Raw genomic sequence first — 16,889 nt, forward strand, 5'->3', positions numbered from 1 at the left:
TGGGGCACCGAGGCAGGAGGGATATCATGAGCGCACATGAAAGCATGGAGCATGCCGAGCACGCCGAGCACGCGTCCGGCTCGAACCGGAAGATCGCCCTTCTGATCGCCGTGCTGGCGCTGTTCCTCGCGATCTCCGAGACGCTCGGCAAGGGGGCGCAGACCGAATCGATCAGCAAGAACGTCGAGGCCTCCAACCTCTGGGCGTTCTTCCAGGCCAAGAGCATCCGCCGCACCGTGGTGCAGACCGCCGCCGACCAGGGCAAGCTCGCGCTCGGCTTCTCGACCGAAGACGCCACCAAGGCGACCGTTCAAAAGCAGATCGAGGACTGGCAGAAGACCGCGGCGCGCTACCGCTCCGAGCCGGAGACCGGCGAAGGCACCGAGCAGCTCGCCGAGAAGGCCAAGCACGCCGAGCACGCACGCGACGAGGCGACGGCAAAGTATCATCATTTCGAGCTGGCCTCCGCCGCCTTCCAGATCGGCATCGTGCTGGCGTCGGCCACCATCATCACCGGCATGCTCGCGCTCGCCTGGGTCTCGGGCCTCTTGACCATCGCAGGGCTTGCGATGACCGCGCTCGGCCTGTGGTGGCCGCATCTGTTGCATTTGCATTGAGGGCCGCCGTCGTCCCGGCGAAGGCCGGGACGACTCCTGAGAAATTGGCGCGAGCCCAAACTTATAACTGCGAGTGACGCTACCTTGCCTCGTGCACGCTCTTGCGAAAGCGCTGAATCAGGCGGAGCGTGCGGGCGGACCAGCCTTCGCCGTTGCCGGTGAGGACTTCCTTGATGCGACGCTTCATCGGCTCGACCAGCGCGGTCGCCTTGGCGCGCACCATCAGCACGAATTCGTAGAGCTTCTCGAACCAGGCCATCTCCAGGAGCTTGGGACGCGTGACGTCGAACACGAAGGCGGTGACGCCGACGCCGAGCAGTTTTGCGAACACGATGGTGACGACCGCGCTCAGCCAGTATTCGTGGGTGAGCAGCCAGAGCCCGACGAGCTTGAGCGGAAACAGCGGGATGATCGGCACCGCGAACACGATCAGCGTCATCGCCGGCGACAGCGCGTCGACGCGGTCCGACAGCCACTGCTTGAATTGCGCGAGCGGAATCGCCGAGACCACCCGCGCCACGATCGGTTCGAGATGGTCCCACAGCCAGGCTTCGATCAAGAAGATGATCGCAAGCAGGACCCAGACCGGTTGAAGAAGGCGGCGCAGCATGTGATGTCCGGCCCGATTGAGCTCGGGGCGTCGCCTACATATGGATCGCTCGCTTGCCGACTGCAAGCGCGGCCTCCTTGATGGCCTCCGACCGGGTCGGATGCGCATGGCAGGAGCGCGCAAGATCTTCGGCACTACCGCCAAATTCCATGAGAACGACCGCTTCATGGATCATTTCACCGGCTTCGCGGCCGATAATGTGCACGCCGAGCACACGATCGGTCTTCGCATCTGCGAGAATCTTCACAAAGCCATCGGTCGTCTGGTTGACCTTGGAACGACCGTTGGCGGTAAAGGGAAACTTCCCGACCGTATAAGCCTGACCGGCCTGCTTCAGTTCCTCCTCGGTCTTGCCGACGGAGGACACTTCCGGCGTGGTATACACGACGCCTGGGATAACATCGTAGTTCACGTGGCCAGCTTGGCCGGCGAGAATTTCCGCGACCGCAACGCCCTCGTCCTCGGCCTTGTGCGCGAGCATCGGGCCTGCGACGACGTCGCCGATGGCGTAGACGCCCTTCACATTGGTCGCGAAATGCGCATCGATCTGGACGCGGCCGCGCTCGTCGAGCGCGACGCCCGCTTCCTTCAGGCCGAGGCCGTCGGTGAAGGGCACGCGGCCGATGCAGACCAGCACGACGTCGGCCTCGATGGTCTCCGCAGCGCCGCCGGCAGCGGGCTCGATCTTTGCAAGCAGCGCCTTTCCATTGGCCTCGACGCCAGTGAGCTTCGAGCCCAGCTTGAACGCAAATCCCTGCTTCTCCAGGATGCGCTGAAACTGCTTCGCGATCTCGCCGTCCATGCCGGGCAGGATTCGGTCGAGGAATTCGACGACCATGACTTCGGATCCGAGCCTGCGCCACACCGAGCCAAGTTCGAGCCCGATGACGCCGGCACCAATGACCAGCAGCCTGCCCGGCACCTTCTCCAGCGACAGCGCGCCGGTCGACGACACGATGCGCTTCTCGTCGATCTCGATGCCCTTGAGCCGCGCGATGTCGGAGCCGGTGGCGATCACGATGTTCTTCGTTTCGACAACCTGCGACTTGCCGTCGGCGGACACTTCGACCTTGCCGGTGCCCAGAATCTTGCCGGAGCCCTTCAGCACGTCGATCTTGTTCTTCTTCATCAGGAACTCGACGCCCTTGACGTTGCCGTCGATGCCCTGCTGCTTGAAGTCCATCATCGCCGGCAGGTCGAGTTTTGGCGTGGAAACGGACACACCCATCTTGGCGAAGGAGTGTCCGGCTTCCTCGAACATCTCGGAAGCATGCAGCAGCGCCTTCGAAGGCATGCAGCCGACATTGAGACAGGTGCCGCCGAGCGTCGCGTTCTTCTCCACCACGGCGACTTTCATGCCGAGCTGCGCTGCGCGCACCGCGCAGACATATCCGCCCGGTCCGGTGCCGATGACGACGAGATCGTAGGTAGCCATGAGAAGGAGTCCTGTAACTATCCGTGGTGAGATGATGTGTCAGCGGCCGCCGGACACATCGAGAATGGCCGACGTGACGTAGGAGGCGTCCTCCGACATCAGCCAGACGATGGCATTGGCGATTTCCTCCGACGTGCCGACCCGCTTCATCGGCACCATATGGGCCAGACGATGCGCGCGGTCGGGTTCGCCGCCGGCGGCGTGGATTTCGGTGTCGATCAGGCCGGGACGGATGGCGGCGACGCGGATGCCCTCGCCCGCAACCTCGTAGCCGAGGCCGACGGTGAAGGAATCGATCGCGCCCTTGGAGGCCGCGTAGTCGACATAGGTGTTGGGAGCGCCGAGGCGGGCTGCGACCGACGAGAGGTTGACGATGACGCCGCCCTTGCCGCCGTGCTTGGTCGACATGCGCTTGATGGCCTCGCGCGCGCAGAGCATGCTGCCGGTGACGTTGATGGCCATCACGCGCTGGATGCGTTCGGCCGACATCTCGTCGACGCGCACGCCGCTGGTGCCGACGATGCCGGCATTGTTGACGAGCGCGCCCAGAGTGCCGAACTTGTCGGCCGCCTTGAACAGCGCGAGGATGTCTTTTTCCTCGGCGACATCGCATTTCACCGCGATCGCCTTGCCATTGCTGCCTTCGATCTTCGAAACGACCTCGTCGGCGGCAGCCTTGTTGCTGGCATAGCCGACCACAACACGGAAGCCGCGCGCGGCCGCGGCAAGCGCCGTCGCGCGACCAATGCCGCGGCTGCCGCCGGTGATGACAACGACCTTATCCGTCATAGCGTCCCTTCCACCAAACGAGCCCCAGAAACACCGCACCGCAAATGAGCGCTAGAAGGCAGAGCCATGTAGCGATGCTGAGCGATTCGTTGAGATAACCCCAGTCGGAGCCTCCACCAAGATCGGCATGGTGTTGCAGGACACGTCCACCGAAGAAGCCCCCAAAAGCTGCGCTCATCGCACCGATGAAGGCGACAAGCGTGATCGCCAGGCGGCGTGGGTGCCTGGCGATCCAGTTCATCGTCTTACAGGTCCAGCACCAGCCGCGCCGGGTCTTCCAGGCTCTCCTTGACGCGGACCAGGAAGGTGACGGCTTCCTTGCCGTCGATCACGCGGTGATCGTAGGACAGCGCCAGATACATCATCGGGCGGACCTCGATCTTGCCGCCGACGACCATCGGCCGCTCCTGGATCTTGTGCATGCCGAGGATGCCGGACTGCGGCGCGTTCAGGATCGGCGTCGACATCAGCGAACCGTAGATGCCGCCATTGGTGATGGTGAAGGTGCCGCCCTGCATTTCATCGATCTTGAGCTGACCGTCGCGGGCGCGGCGGCCGAAATCGGCGATGCCCTTCTCGATGTCGGCGATCGACTTGTGGTCGCAATCGCGCACCACGGGCACGACCAGGCCCTTGTCGGTGCCGACGGCGACGCCGATGTGATAGTAGTTCTTGTAGATGAGGTCGGTGCCGTCGATCTCGGCGTTGACGGCCGGGATGTCCTTCAGCGCCTGCACCACCGCCTTGGTGAAGAAGCCCATGAAGCCGAGCTTGGAGCCGTGCTTCTTCTCGAACGCGTCCTTGTAGTGCGCGCGCAGCGCCATGACGTTGGTCATGTCGACCTCGTTGAAGGTCGTGAGCATCGCGGCGGTGTTCTGCACGTCCTTGAGGCGGCGCGCGATGGTCTGGCGCAGCCGCGTCATCTTCACGCGCTCCTCGCGTGCGGCATCGTCGGCCGGTGACGGCGCACGAACCTGGACGGAAGCGGCCGGCTGGTTGACCGGGGTCGGCGCGGACGCCGCACGCTCGATTGCGGCGAGCATGTCACCCTTGGTGACGCGACCGTCCTTGCCGGAGCCGGGAACGGTCGAGGCATCGATGCCGGTCTCGGCCGAGAGTTTTCGCACCGACGGGGCGAGCGGCGCATCGGCCGGCGGCGCCTTGGCGGCAGCGGCTGCGGGAGCAGCGGCCGCCGGTGCGGCAGCGGCCTTGGCCGGAGCTGCGGCAGGCTTTGCAGCGGGCGCGGCGGCGCCGTCATTGATCTGGCCGAGCAGCGCGCCGACCGCGACGGTCTCGCCGTCCTTGGCGATGATCTCGCCGAGCGTGCCTGCGGACGGCGCCGGCACTTCGATGGTCACCTTGTCGGTCTCGAGCTCCACCAGGGGCTCGTCGACGGCGACGGATTCGCCGGCCTTCTTGAACCAGCGGCCGATGGTGGCCTCGGTGACGGATTCGCCGAGCGTCGGCACACGAATTTCAGTCATGGTCTTTTCCTTGAGATCGCCTGTGCGGTCATGATTTTCTTATGTCATCGCCAGCGAAGGGGGGCGATCCAGTACGCCGTGACCGTCGTGATCAGAACGAACGCCGCGGAGTACTGGATGCCCCGCCTTCGCGGGGCATGACTCAGTCCAGAATTGTCTAGCTCAATGCTTCGTCGAGGAAGGCCTTGAGCTGAGCCTGATGCTTGGACATCAAGCCGGTCGCGGTCGCGGCGGAGGCGGCGCGGCCGACATAGCGCGGACGCCGGCTCACGCCGTGCACCTGGTTGAGCACCCATTCCAGATAGGGCTCGATGAAGTGCCACGCACCCATGTTGCGCGGCTCTTCCTGACACCAGATCACCTCGGCCTTCTTGAAGCGCGACAGCTCCTGAACCAGCGCCTTGAGCGGCACCGGATAGAGCTGCTCGACGCGCATCAGGTAGATGTCGTCGATGCCGCGCTTCTCGCGCTCCTCGTAGAGGTCGTAATAGACCTTGCCCGTGCAGAGGATGATGCGGCGGATCTTCTCGTCCGGCACGAGCTTGATCGGCTCGTTCGGCAGCATCTGGGTGTCATCGTAGAGGATGCGGTGGAACGTCGTGTCCTTGCCGAGCTCGTCGAGCCGCGACACCGCCCGCTTGTGACGCAGAAGCGATTTCGGCGTCATCAGGATCAGCGGCTTGCGGATCTCGCGGTGGAGCTGGCGCCGCAGCACATGGAAGTAGTTCGCCGGCGTCGTCGGATAGACCACCTGCATGTTGTCTTCGGCGCACATCTGCAGGTAACGCTCGAGGCGTGCGGAGGAATGCTCGGGGCCCTGGCCCTCATAGCCGTGCGGCAGCATGCAGACGAGGCCCGACATGCGCAGCCATTTGCGTTCGCCCGAGGAGATGAACTGGTCGAACACGACCTGCGCGCCGTTGGCGAAGTCGCCGAACTGGGCTTCCCACATCGCGAGCGCATTCGGCTCGGCCAGCGAGTAGCCATATTCGAAAGCGAGCACCGCTTCTTCCGACAGCAGCGAGTTGATGACCTCGTAATGTCCCTGCTCGACGCCGAGATGATTGAACGGCGTGTAGCGGCTCTCGTCTTCCTGGTCGATCAGCACCGAATGACGCTGCGAGAAGGTGCCGCGCTCCGAATCCTGCCCGGAGAGGCGCACGTGGTGGCCCTCCTCGAGCAGCGAGCAGAACGCCAGCGCCTCACCTGTCGCCCAGTCGATCCCGACGCCGTTGTCGATTGCCTTGGCACGATTGTCCAGGAAACGCTGGATGGTGCGGTGAACACGGAAACCATCCGGCACCTTGGTGATCTTGCGGCCGATGTCCTTGAGCGTTGCAGTATCGACGCCGGTGATGCCGCGCCGCGCATCCTCTTCCTGGTCGGCGATCTTGAAGCCCGACCACTTGCCGTCGAGCCAGTCGGCCTTGTTCGGCTTGTAGCCCGACCCGGCCTCGAACTCGGCATCGAGCCGGGCGCGCCAATCGGCCTTGGCCTTGTCGACCTCGCCATCGGTCATCACGCCTTCGGCGACGAGCCGCTTGGCATAGATCGTCAGCGTCGAGGGATGCGAGGCGATCTGCTTGTACATCACAGGCTGGGTGAACGCCGGCTCGTCGCCCTCATTGTGGCCGTAGCGGCGGTAGCAGAACATGTCGATGACGACAGGTTTGTGGAACTTCTGCCGGAACTCGATCGCCACCTTGGCCGCGAACACCACGGCTTCCGGATCATCGCCGTTGACGTGGAAGATCGGCGCGTCGATCATTTTTGCGACGTCGGACGGATAGGGCGACGAGCGCGAGTAACGCGGATAGGTGGTGAAGCCGATCTGGTTGTTGACGATGAAGTGCAGCGAGCCGCCTGTGCGGTAGCCCTTCAGGTCCGACAGAGCAAAGCATTCCGAGATCACGCCCTGGCCGGCGAACGCGGCATCGCCGTGCAGCAGCAGCGGCAGCACGGAGATGCGCTGATCCGGCGGATCGCCATGCTGGTCCTGCTTGGCGCGGACCTTGCCGAGCACCACGGGATCGACGATCTCGAGATGCGAGGGGTTGGCGGTCAGCGACAGATGGATGCGGTTGCCGTCGAACTCGCGGTCGGAGGACGCGCCGAGGTGATACTTCACGTCGCCGGAGCCTTCGACGTCCTCAGGGTTGGCCGAGCCGCCCTTGAACTCGTGGAACAGCGCGCGGTGCGACTTGGCCATCACCTGCGTCAGCACGTTGAGGCGGCCGCGATGCGGCATGCCGAGCACGATCTCCTTCACGCCGAGATTGCCGCCGCGCTTGATGATCTGCTCGAGCGCGGGGATCAGCGATTCCGCGCCGTCGAGACCGAAGCGCTTGGTGCCGGTGAACTTGATGTCGCAGAACTTTTCAAAGCCTTCGGCTTCGACCAGCTTCGTCAGGATGGCGCGGCGGCCTTCAGGAGTGAACGAGATCTCCTTGTCCGGACCCTCGATGCGCTCCTGGATCCAGGCCTTCTGCGCGGCGTTGGTGATGTGCATGAACTCGACGCCGAGCGTCTGGCAGTAGGTGCGCTCGCAGATCGCGACAATCTCGCGCAGGTTGCCGTACTCAAGGCCGAGCACGTGATCGAGGAAGATCTTGCGGTCGAAGTCGGCCTCGCTGAAGCCGTAGGTGCGCGGGTCGAGCTCTTCGCGGTTGCGCGGCGCCTCGATGCCGAGCGGATCAAGCTTGGCGTGGAAGTGGCCGCGCATGCGGTAGGCGCGGATCAGCATCAGCGCGCGCACCGAATCGCGGGTCGCCTGGAGCACGTCGGCGGAGGAGAGATCGGCGCCCTTGTCAGCCACCTTCGCCTTGGCAGCAATCTTGGCGCCGACCGCCTTCTCGACCTCGACCCAGTTGCCGTCGAGCGCCGAGGTGAGCTCGTCGCGCGGCGTCACCGGCCAGTTGTCGCGGGCCCAGCTCGGGCCCTCGGCGTTCTTGCGAACGTCGACCGGCTGGTCCTTCAGGCTCCGGAAGAACTCCTGCCATTCCGGATCGACCGAGGCGGGATCCTTCTCATAGCGGGCGTAGATATCGTCGATGTAGGTGGCGTTTGTGCCCTGCAGAAAGGAAGATAGGGCAAAGGCTGCGTTCGCGTCCTGGCGAGACATTACTTGAGTTCCTGGCGATTTTTGTTTGCGCCCTGAAAACGGCGCTGCGACCGATCCCCCGGCGTGGATCGGTGCGTCAGCGACCATTTACCCTATCTGGCGCGAAACTTCGCCCGGAAAACAACGAAGAAGTGAATTAGCCTTTCAATTTTTCGGCAAGCGTATGTCCAAGCCGCGCAGGCGACGGAGACACGGTGATTCCGGCCGATTTCATGGCTTCCGTCTTGGAACCGGCGTCGCCCTTGCCGCCCGCGATGATCGCGCCGGCATGGCCCATGCGGCGGCCGGGAGGTGCGGTAACACCGGCAATGAAGCCAACCATCGGCTTCTTGCGGCCCCGCTTGGCCTCGTCCTTGAGGAACTGGGCGGCGTCCTCCTCGGCGGAACCGCCGATTTCGCCGATCATGATGATGGACTCGGTCTTGGGGTCGCCGAGCAGCATCTCCAGCACGTCGATGAACTCGGTTCCCTTGACCGGGTCGCCGCCGATGCCGACCGCGGTGGTCTGGCCGAGGCCTTCCTGGGAGGTCTGGAACACGGCTTCATAGGTCAGCGTGCCGGAGCGGGAGACGATGCCGACGCTGCCGGTCTTGAAGATGTTGGCCGGCATGATGCCGATCTTGCATTCGCCCGCGGTCATCACGCCCGGGCAGTTCGGCCCGATCAGGCGCGACTTGGAACCGGCGAGCGAGCGCTTCACGCGCACCATGTCGATGACCGGAATGCCCTCGGTGATGCAGACGATCAGCGGCACTTCGGCGTCGATCGCCTCGCAGATCGCGTCGGCCGCACCCGGCGGCGGCACGTAGATGACGGAGGCATCGGCCCCGGTCTTCTCGCGCGCCTCGCGCACGGTGTCGAACACCGGCAGCCCCAGATGCGTCGAGCCGCCTTTGCCCGGCGAGGTGCCGCCGACCATCTTGGTGCCGTAAGCAATCGCGGCCTCCGAGTGGAACGTGCCGTTCTTGCCGGTAAAGCCCTGGCAGATGACCTTGGTGTTCTTGTCGATCAGGATGGACATGAGGACTGCTTTCGCGAAACTCTAACGGTGAGAGGTCAGTGGATGCGACGATAGACGCCGGTGAGCACGTCGGCCCAACCTTCCGCGTCCGGCGAGAACTGGATCTTCAACGAATAGGAATTGTCGTCGATGATCTCGTAGACGTGGCGCGCGTTGCCGCGAAGCGAGCCGCGCACCAGTGTCAATGTCTTGCCGACCCAGCCGCCGGAGGCGGGCGAGGGCGGCGTGTAGCCGAGCGAGTCGTACCAGAACAATTTGTAGGTCCGGTCGTCGCGGTCGTAGGTGAAGAGACCGTGGGTCGCGAAGGCTTCCTTGCCGTCGCGCATCTGTACGGCGTCCTGGATCAGGTAGAAGCCGTTGAGGTCCATGCGCGCCACAACGCGCGAGGTCGCCGGCCCGCCGGCGTTCCAACGCGAGGGGAAGACCGTTTCCTCGCCACTCCATTCACCTGCAAGCACCGACAGACGCTGGTGCTCCGGCAGCGGAGATGATGCAGAGAGATGGTCCTTCGGCATGTCCTTGGGCATGGCTCTAGCCTCCCTTGACGGCCTTCACGATCTTCTGCGCGGCGTCGTCGAGATTGTCCGCCGGCAGCACGTTGAGGCCGGATTCACGGATGATCTTCTTGCCGAGCTCGACATTGGTGCCTTCGAGGCGGACCACCAGCGGCACGCTGAGGCCGACTTCGCGGACGGCAGCCGTGACGCCCTCGGCGATCACGTCACATTTCATGATACCACCAAAGATGTTGACCAGGATGCCCTTCACGTTGGGATCGGCGGTGATGATCTTGAAGGCGGCCGCGACCTTTTCCTTGCTGGCGCTGCCGCCGACGTCGAGGAAGTTGGCCGGCGACATGCCGTAGAGCTTGATGATGTCCATCGTCGCCATGGCGAGACCGGCGCCGTTGACCATGCAGCCGATATTGCCGTCGAGGGTGACGTAGTTGAGGTCATATTTCGACGCCTCGATTTCCTTGGCGTCCTCCTCGGTCTCGTCGCGCAGCGCCATCACCTCGGGGTGACGGAACAGCGCGTTGTCGTCGAACGAGACCTTTGCGTCGAGCACGCGGAGCTGGCCCTGCTTGGTCACGACCAGCGGGTTGATCTCCAGCATCGACATGTCCTTGGCGACGAACGCCGTGTAGAGCTGCGCAGTGAGCTTTTCGGCCTGCTTGGCGAGATCGCCCGACAGGTTCAGCGCCTTGGCAACGGTGCGGCCGTGATGACCCATGATTCCGGTCGCGGGATCGACGGAGAAGGTGACGATCTTCTCGGGCGTGTTGTGCGCGACGTCCTCGATGTTGACGCCGCCCTCGGTCGACACCACGAAGGAGACGCGCGAGGTCTCGCGGTCGACCAGGATTGAGAGGTAGAATTCCTTGTCGATGTCGGAGCCGTCCTCGATGTAGAGGCGGTTGACCTGCTTGCCGGCGGGGCCGGTCTGCACGGTCACCAGCGTTGCGCCCAGCATCTGCTTGGCGAACTCGGAGACCTCGGCGGCCGATTTGGCGATGCGCACGCCGCCCTTGTCGCCGGCGGAGGCTTCCTTGAACTTGCCCTTGCCGCGGCCGCCAGCGTGGATCTGGCTCTTCACCACCCAGACCGGGCCGGGCAGCGCCTTGGCGGCGGCTTCGGCGTCGGCGGGCTTCAGGACCGGGACGCCCTTGGAGATCGGCACGCCGAACTCGTTGAGCAGCGCCTTGGCCTGGTACTCGTGAATATTCATCTGGTCGCTCCCTGAACCCTTGCGCGGTGACCTCGCGGGCTCACCTCAGTTTTGGCTGGCATACCATATACCACAGGAACTGCAACCCGGATTCTTCGACAAAAGTCGCAAGACCCCGGCTTGCCGGACCCGGACCCCGCCTGGACGAGCCAGACTGGACGCCGGAAATGGAAGCGCCGAAGACCGGGTTTGGTCTTCGGCGCGGGTGTCTTGCTTAGCGGCCGAGAAGATCGGGGGCGATCTTCTTGCAGGCGTCCACCAGACCCTGCACGGCGCCGACCGACTTGTCGAAGGCCTCGCGGTCCTTGCCGCCGAGCTCGATCTCGACGACGCGCTCGACGCCCTTGGAGCCGATGACGACGGGCACGCCGACATACATGTCCTTCACGCCGTATTCGCCGTTCAGGTAGGCGGCGCAGGGCAGCACGCGCTTCTTGTCCTTGAGATAGCTCTCGGCCATCGCGATCGCGGAGGCCGCCGGCGCGTAGAACGCCGAGCCGGTCTTGAGCAAATTGACGATCTCGGCGCCGCCGTTGCGGGTGCGGTCGACGATCTCGTCGAGGCGCGCCTGCGAGGTCCAGCCCATCTTGACGAGGTCGGGCAGCGGGATGCCGGCAACGGTGGAATATTTGGTCAGCGGCACCATGGTGTCGCCGTGACCGCCGAGCACGAACGCGGTGACGTCCTCCACCGAGACGTTGAACTCGTCGGCGAGGAAATAGCGGAAGCGCGCGGAGTCGAGCACGCCGGCCATGCCGACCACCTTCTTGTGCGGCAGGCCAGAGGCCTTCTGCAGCGCCCAGACCATCGCGTCGAGCGGGTTGGTGATGCAGATGACGAAGGCGTCGGGGGCGTACTTCTTGATGCCGGCACCGACCTGCTCCATGACCTTGAGGTTGATGGAGAGGAGATCGTCGCGGCTCATGCCGGGCTTGCGCGGCACGCCGGCGGTGACGATGCAGACCTTTGCGTTGTCGAGCGCCTCGTAGGAATTGGCGCCGGTGTAATGCGCATCAAAACCGTCGACCGGCGAGGACTGCGCGATGTCGAGCGCCTTGCCCTGCGGCACGCCCTCGGCGATGTCGAACATCACCACGTCGCCCAGTTCCTTCAGGCCGATGAGATGAGCCAACGTGCCGCCGATCTGACCGGAGCCAATCAAAGCAATCTTGTCGCGCGCCATGGGAAACCTGTCCTTTGAGATGTCCGCGAGGGGATGGAAAACTGAGTGGGTGGTTATCCCTTTCGCTTCCCCCGTTCAAGTCGCCGAATGCCCAATTGTCGGGCTTGCCGAGAATTCGACCAACACCCGTCATTCCGGGGCGGCTCGCAGAGCCGAACCCGGAATCTCGCGCAACAAATTTCGAGATTCCGGGTTCGTCCGCGCAATGGCGCGGACGCCCCGGAATGACAGTGTTGGGAAATAGGACTTAAGTCTCCACCAGGCCCTTGGTCGAGCCGCTGGCAGTGGAATCCTTGCGGCCGTGAGGCAGCGCCAGATAGGATTCCGAGCTCATTTCGATCAGGCGCGACGAGGTGCGCTTGAATTCGTTGGCCTCGTTGCCTTCGCTCGCCAGATACAGCGACACCGGATTGGCTTCAGCAGACGCCATCAGCTTGACAGCGTTATCATAGAGCGTGTCGATCAGCGTGATGAAGCGCTTGGCGGCGTTGCGCTCGGAAAAGTCCATCACTGGAATATGGTCGACCAGGATGGTGTGATAGTCGTGCGCGAGCCTGAGGTAGTCGGATGCGGCGAGCGGCTTCTGGCAGAGATCGGCGAATGTGAACCGCGCCACGCCATGCGCCGAGCACGGCACGTGGAGGATGCGGCCCTTGATCGAAATGTCGCGCGACTTGCATTTTGCGTTGCCAGTCATCTTCGTCCAGGCGCGATTAAGCGCTGCGTCCGCATCGCCGTCGGCCGGCGTCAGCCACATCGGCACGCCCTGAAGTTTTTCCAGCCGGAAATCGGTGCGCGCGTCGAGACGCAGCACGTCCATGTGATCGTTGATCTGCACGATGAACGGAAGGAACAGCGCGCGGTTCAAGCCGCCCTTGTAGAGATCGTCGGGCGCGACGTTTGACGTCGCGATCACCACCGTGCCGAGCTCGAACAATTTTGCGAACAGACGCCCGAGGATCATCGCATCCGCGATGTCGGTAACGTGGAATTCGTCGAAGCAGAGCAGCCAGCTCTCATCGAAGATCGCATTCGCGGTGAGCCCGATGACGTCGGCATCCGCGATCTCGCCGCGCGCGATGTTCTGGCGATAGCCATAGATGCGCTCATGCACCTCGGCCATGAATTCGTGGAAATGCGCGCGGCGCTTGTGCTCGACGGAGGAGTGCTGGAAGAACAGATCCATCAGCATCGTCTTGCCGCGGCCGACCTCGCCATGGATGTAGAGCCCGCGCGGCGGCTCATTCTTGTCGCCGTTGCCGAACAGGCGGCCGAGCAAGCCCTGCTTGCGCTGCGGCTTGTAACTCGCAAGCCGCTGCTCCAGCTCCGCATAGGCGTCGGCGACCTCGGCCTGGGCCGAGTCCGGCTCGATCGCGCCGGAGGTGACCTGCGCCTGATATTCGGCGCGGAACGAGGAGTTTGGGGTGGAGAGCATGGGCTTCTTACCGCCAGAGACGGCAGCAAATTGCAAGCCGTGAATTGGTGCAGGGGGTATGCGGATTCTTCTGTCTCCCCCGCACGACGGCAAATGTCGGCTGGTTAGACCTTATGCGACATCGTTAATGTGCTCGGCTTCAACGATGAATCGAGCACGTTCATAAAGTTCATCGAAGGTTATCACTTCGGGACGAATCAGGTTCCGTCGATAGAGCTCGAATGACCGGAATTTCCGCTCGTTGATACCGTGCTCTGCTTGAAATTCACCCAAGCTGCCGCAGATCACGTACGATCGGGGATCGGTCGTGAACAGGGTCTCGCCAGTTGGACTGCCATCCGCGTTCAAGATCGCTTCCCGTGCCTGCCAATGTTCAAGCGCCGCCGACACGGTGCCTTGTATCTGGGCGACGGCCCCCGACAACTCTTTGGACGGCTGCCAAACGCCGGCTCGGTAGCTGCTTTCTGCGACAAGGTCTGTATCGTGGCGCTTGATCTCCACAAAGCAGGTCGTGCTCAGCATCGCGTGCGACTTCAATAACGCATCAACACGCTTGCCTGGCCCGGTTAAGTCAAACCCTCGCACAATTTGCTCAAGCCTGCGCTCATCGAGCGGGCCGAAATAGATCAGCGACAAGCTGCAGCCGAAAATCCACGGATTGGCCTCAAAGAACTTCTGCCAGACGTCCTCTGGTCCTTTGGGGTGCTTGGAGAGGACCTCCTTGAAGTAGGCGGGCTCGGCCAACAGCCGTTTGAATATCGACAACTGCTCACGTCGATATCCAAGCGCGACGATGTCCCTGCTAGTGATCTCCGTGCGCGCCAATGCCGCGAGCAGTTCTTGCCTGTTGCGAGCCGCTTGATCTGGGTGGGGTTGAGTAGGAGCTCCTCCAGATCGGCGTCCGTGATGTTGATCTTTCCTTCGTTCGGAAAATGGATGCGTTTGATGTTTGAGAGGAATTTCAGAAGGGTTGCGACTTCTGCTGGAAGGAGGGTGAAGTATTCTCGCCCCCGACCGTTGCTCGTGAATTTTTGGATCGTTACGGTTCGAAACGAACGATCGTCCGCAACAAACGTCGCCTTTATCTGAAAGCGGCCACCTGGCGTGGTGCGCAGGACAACCTCGTCTTTCACGGTCGCGAACTCATAGCCTCCGCCCCCGTCAATGTATTTGTTGGCTATTCGAAGCCGTTGGCCGGTGAGTGTCGGGAAGGAAGGACCAACGTAAGTTTTGTCGGTCCTGCTCCTCAAAAAGATCGTGTGATCGTCGGCTTCGTCCATCCGCGACTCCCTCCATCGACTGGCAATCTATCTAGGCCTGCCGGGATTCGAGCTATTTTAGCTCGCCATGCACAGATGTTCTATTTACGTTCCATTTCGGCACGACAACCGATCAAATTGGTGGTAGATTACGCCTAGTTAGGAACCAAGGCACCCAGATGGCCCTTAGCATCAAAGACCCCGAAACTGAGCGTTTGGCCAAGAATCTGGCGCAGCTCACCGGCGAGACCATTACGACGGCGACCAGGCGCGCCATCGAGGAGCGCCTGCGCCGCCTTGGCGACCAAACCCGCAAGGCCGCACTGTTGGAGGACATGGCGGCGATCCGCCGACGCTGGAGCGAAATGCCGGTCGTGGACGACCGCACGCCGGACGAGATCCTCGGATATGACGAGCACGGATTGCCGCGCTGATGGTGATCGACACATCGGCGATCGTAGCAATTGCGCTCAACGAGCCCGACGCTCGCGACATCGAAGCGCGAATTGCCGATGACCCGATCCGGCAGATCTCTGCAGCAACCGTGCTCGAAGCGGCGATGGTGCTGGAGACGCGATTGGGCGAAGCGGGCGGGCGCGAGTTCGATCTTTGGCTCGTCAAGATCGGCGCCGAGATCGTCGCTGTCGATGCGGAGCAAGCTGAAGCGGCGCGACGCGCCTGGCGTCGTTTCGGCAAAGGGCGTCACGCAGCCGCGCTGAACTACGGCGACTGCTTTGCCTATGCTCTCGCTGTGACGCGCGGCGAGCCGCTGCTGTTCAAGGGCGAGGACTTTTCGAAGACCGACGTCGGGGCGGCGCTTCGCTAGCGAGGCGAAGCGTTACGCGCACAGCTCGTAGCTGTCCTCGACCACATACGGCCCGCCGCCGGTCGAGGCGCGCGAGGAGAACAGCACGAAGCGCTCGGCTGTAAACACCTTGCTCGGGAAGTAGCCGCGCAGCGAGAGATAGTCGGCGACGTCCTGGTCGGAGGCGTCGTGCAGCCGCGCCAGCGTGACGTGCGGGATGAATTTGCGCCCTTCCGGATTGAGGCCGATGCGCTGCATCATGCGCTCGAGTTCGGCCTGCAATTCCATCAGCGGCTTGCTCGGCGCGATGGTCGCGACGACGGCGCGCGGCTTGCGGCCGCCGAAGCTCGTCAGCCCCTGCACCTTGACCTCGAACGGTTTGCGATCGACGCGAAACAGCATCGAGGCGATCTCGTTGGCGGAGGCGCCGTCGATGTCGCCTATGAAGCGCAGGGTGACGTGATAATTTTCGGGATCGATCCAGCGGGCGCCGGGAAGGCCGCCCCTCAAGTTGGAAAGCGATTGGCCGATCTCGGCCGGAATTTCCAGACCCGTAAACAAACGCGGCATCGTTGAGCACTCCCGATGCTTGGATACAATCCAGGAGGATCATACCCAAATTAGAGCCGGCGACGAATCACCGGTAACCTGATTCCTATCGCAGTTATGTGACTCTGCGAAGCATGGCGCAGGCTACACCGGGAAAACCCTGGGTATTAGGGTTAGCACTGCCTGCTTTTCAACGCCGTTGCTCAGCTATCGTGCCGAGAAATGCCTCCACGGTGGGCATGATGTTGATCACGATGATGTCGACGCCCGCGGCCGTCGGATGGATGCCGTCGGCCTGGTTGAGCCTTGCGTCCGCAGCGACGCCTTCGAGGAAGAAGGGATAGAGCGGCACGCCGTATTGTTTCGCAAGATCCGGATAAATCGAATTGAAGCGCGCTGCGTAATCGGCCCCGTAATTCGGCGGCGCCACCATGCCGCACAGCATTACGGCGATGCCCCGCGCTTTCAGCCGGGCCACGATGTCGGACAGGGCCGCGCGGGTGACGCCGGGGTCGAGGCCGCGGAGCGCGTCGTTGGCGCCGAGCTCGACGATCACGCCATGTGTTCCGTCAGGGATCGACCAGTCGAGCCGGTCGCGGCCGCCGGAGGAGGTGTCGCCGGACACCCCGGCATTGGTCATCTCGACTGCTATGCCTTTGTCTTGCAAAGCTTTCTTTAGCTTGGCCGGGAATGCATCCTGGGCCGGGAGGCCAAGCCCGGCGCTCAAGGAATCGCCGAGCACGACCAGCTTGACCGGCTTTTCCTGCGCGAACGCCGCCGGCGCCAAAACCGTCATCAAGGCGAGCATCAACACGGCTATGTGCATGAACAATCCGTAACGCCTCTCGACCGG

The 16,889-nt window shown here is 63.1% G+C and carries 17 protein-coding genes; 3 read left to right on the forward strand and 14 right to left on the reverse strand.

Annotated features, from left to right (window positions below; translation table 11 throughout):
- Positions 1 to 26: 26 nt before the first annotated feature.
- Positions 27 to 617, forward strand: a complete 591-nt coding sequence (locus JQ632_RS23765; protein WP_212405013.1) for a DUF4337 domain-containing protein — start codon at positions 27 to 29, stop codon at positions 615 to 617.
- Positions 618 to 696: 79 nt separating this feature from the next.
- Here the strand turns inward: JQ632_RS23765 and JQ632_RS23770 are convergent, their stop codons facing one another.
- From JQ632_RS23770 to JQ632_RS39600, 12 genes are all read right to left on the reverse strand, one after another.
- Complete coding sequence (locus JQ632_RS23770) at positions 697 to 1,227, reverse strand: hypothetical protein (protein ID WP_212405014.1); 531 nt, start codon at positions 1,225 to 1,227, stop codon at positions 697 to 699.
- Between the two features lie 34 nt (positions 1,228 to 1,261).
- Complete coding sequence (gene lpdA, locus JQ632_RS23775) at positions 1,262 to 2,662, reverse strand: dihydrolipoyl dehydrogenase (protein WP_212405015.1); 1,401 nt, start codon at positions 2,660 to 2,662, stop codon at positions 1,262 to 1,264.
- Positions 2,663 to 2,701: 39 nt separating this feature from the next.
- A complete protein-coding gene (locus JQ632_RS23780) occupies positions 2,702 to 3,451 on the reverse strand; it encodes an SDR family oxidoreductase (RefSeq protein WP_212405016.1) in 750 nt (249 codons plus the stop codon).
- Positions 3,441 to 3,692 carry a hypothetical protein gene (locus JQ632_RS23785; RefSeq protein WP_212405017.1) on the reverse strand — a complete coding sequence of 84 codons (252 nt, stop codon included), beginning with the start codon at positions 3,690 to 3,692 and terminating at the stop codon, positions 3,441 to 3,443. The genes JQ632_RS23780 and JQ632_RS23785 overlap by 11 nt, the downstream gene beginning before the upstream one ends.
- 4 nt (positions 3,693 to 3,696) lie before the next feature.
- On the reverse strand, positions 3,697 to 4,935 hold the full coding sequence (odhB, locus tag JQ632_RS23790; RefSeq protein ID WP_212405018.1) for a 2-oxoglutarate dehydrogenase complex dihydrolipoyllysine-residue succinyltransferase: 1,239 nt from the start codon (positions 4,933 to 4,935) through the stop codon (positions 3,697 to 3,699).
- A 157-nt stretch (positions 4,936 to 5,092) separates the two neighbouring features.
- On the reverse strand, positions 5,093 to 8,056 hold the full coding sequence (locus tag JQ632_RS23795; RefSeq protein ID WP_212405019.1) for a 2-oxoglutarate dehydrogenase E1 component: 2,964 nt from the start codon (positions 8,054 to 8,056) through the stop codon (positions 5,093 to 5,095).
- A 136-nt stretch (positions 8,057 to 8,192) separates the two neighbouring features.
- Positions 8,193 to 9,077 carry a succinate--CoA ligase subunit alpha gene (sucD, locus tag JQ632_RS23800; RefSeq protein WP_212405020.1) on the reverse strand — a complete coding sequence of 295 codons (885 nt, stop codon included), beginning with the start codon at positions 9,075 to 9,077 and terminating at the stop codon, positions 8,193 to 8,195.
- Positions 9,078 to 9,112: 35 nt separating this feature from the next.
- Positions 9,113 to 9,592 carry a DUF1579 family protein gene (locus tag JQ632_RS23805; protein WP_212405053.1) on the reverse strand — a complete coding sequence of 160 codons (480 nt, stop codon included), beginning with the start codon at positions 9,590 to 9,592 and terminating at the stop codon, positions 9,113 to 9,115.
- Positions 9,593 to 9,608: 16 nt separating this feature from the next.
- The gene (gene sucC, locus JQ632_RS23810) at positions 9,609 to 10,805 is read right to left on the reverse strand and encodes an ADP-forming succinate--CoA ligase subunit beta (RefSeq protein ID WP_212405021.1); all 1,197 of its coding nucleotides are present in this window, start codon (positions 10,803 to 10,805) and stop codon (positions 9,609 to 9,611) included.
- 214 nt (positions 10,806 to 11,019) lie between these two features.
- On the reverse strand, positions 11,020 to 11,988 hold the full coding sequence (mdh, locus tag JQ632_RS23815; RefSeq protein WP_212405022.1) for a malate dehydrogenase: 969 nt from the start codon (positions 11,986 to 11,988) through the stop codon (positions 11,020 to 11,022).
- 247 nt (positions 11,989 to 12,235) lie between these two features.
- Entirely contained in the window at positions 12,236 to 13,423 is a 1,188-nt protein-coding gene (zapE, locus tag JQ632_RS23820) for a cell division protein ZapE (RefSeq protein ID WP_212405023.1), read from the reverse strand.
- 111 nt (positions 13,424 to 13,534) lie between these two features.
- A complete protein-coding gene (locus tag JQ632_RS39600; protein ID WP_249152486.1) occupies positions 13,535 to 14,248 on the reverse strand; it encodes a Shedu immune nuclease family protein in 714 nt (237 codons plus the stop codon).
- A gap of 613 nt (positions 14,249 to 14,861) precedes the next feature.
- Here JQ632_RS39600 and JQ632_RS23830 point away from each other — a divergent pair.
- Complete coding sequence (locus tag JQ632_RS23830) at positions 14,862 to 15,116, forward strand: type II toxin-antitoxin system VapB family antitoxin (protein ID WP_212405024.1); 255 nt, start codon at positions 14,862 to 14,864, stop codon at positions 15,114 to 15,116.
- Entirely contained in the window at positions 15,116 to 15,508 is a 393-nt protein-coding gene (locus JQ632_RS23835) for a type II toxin-antitoxin system VapC family toxin (RefSeq protein ID WP_212405025.1), read from the forward strand. Before JQ632_RS23830 ends, JQ632_RS23835 begins: the two co-directional genes overlap by 1 nt.
- Before the next feature lie 12 nt (positions 15,509 to 15,520).
- Here the strand turns inward: JQ632_RS23835 and thpR are convergent, their stop codons facing one another.
- Together thpR and JQ632_RS23845 are read right to left on the reverse strand one after the other, a co-directional pair.
- A complete protein-coding gene (gene thpR, locus JQ632_RS23840) occupies positions 15,521 to 16,057 on the reverse strand; it encodes an RNA 2',3'-cyclic phosphodiesterase (RefSeq protein ID WP_212405026.1) in 537 nt (178 codons plus the stop codon).
- Between the two features lie 169 nt (positions 16,058 to 16,226).
- The gene (locus JQ632_RS23845) at positions 16,227 to 16,862 is read right to left on the reverse strand and encodes an arylesterase (RefSeq protein ID WP_212405027.1); all 636 of its coding nucleotides are present in this window, start codon (positions 16,860 to 16,862) and stop codon (positions 16,227 to 16,229) included.
- Between the last annotated feature and the right edge of the window lie 27 nt (positions 16,863 to 16,889).

Origin of the sequence: Bradyrhizobium liaoningense, assembly GCF_018130955.1 — a bacterium.
Taxonomy (GTDB): Bacteria; Pseudomonadota; Alphaproteobacteria; order Rhizobiales; family Xanthobacteraceae; genus Bradyrhizobium; species Bradyrhizobium liaoningense_C.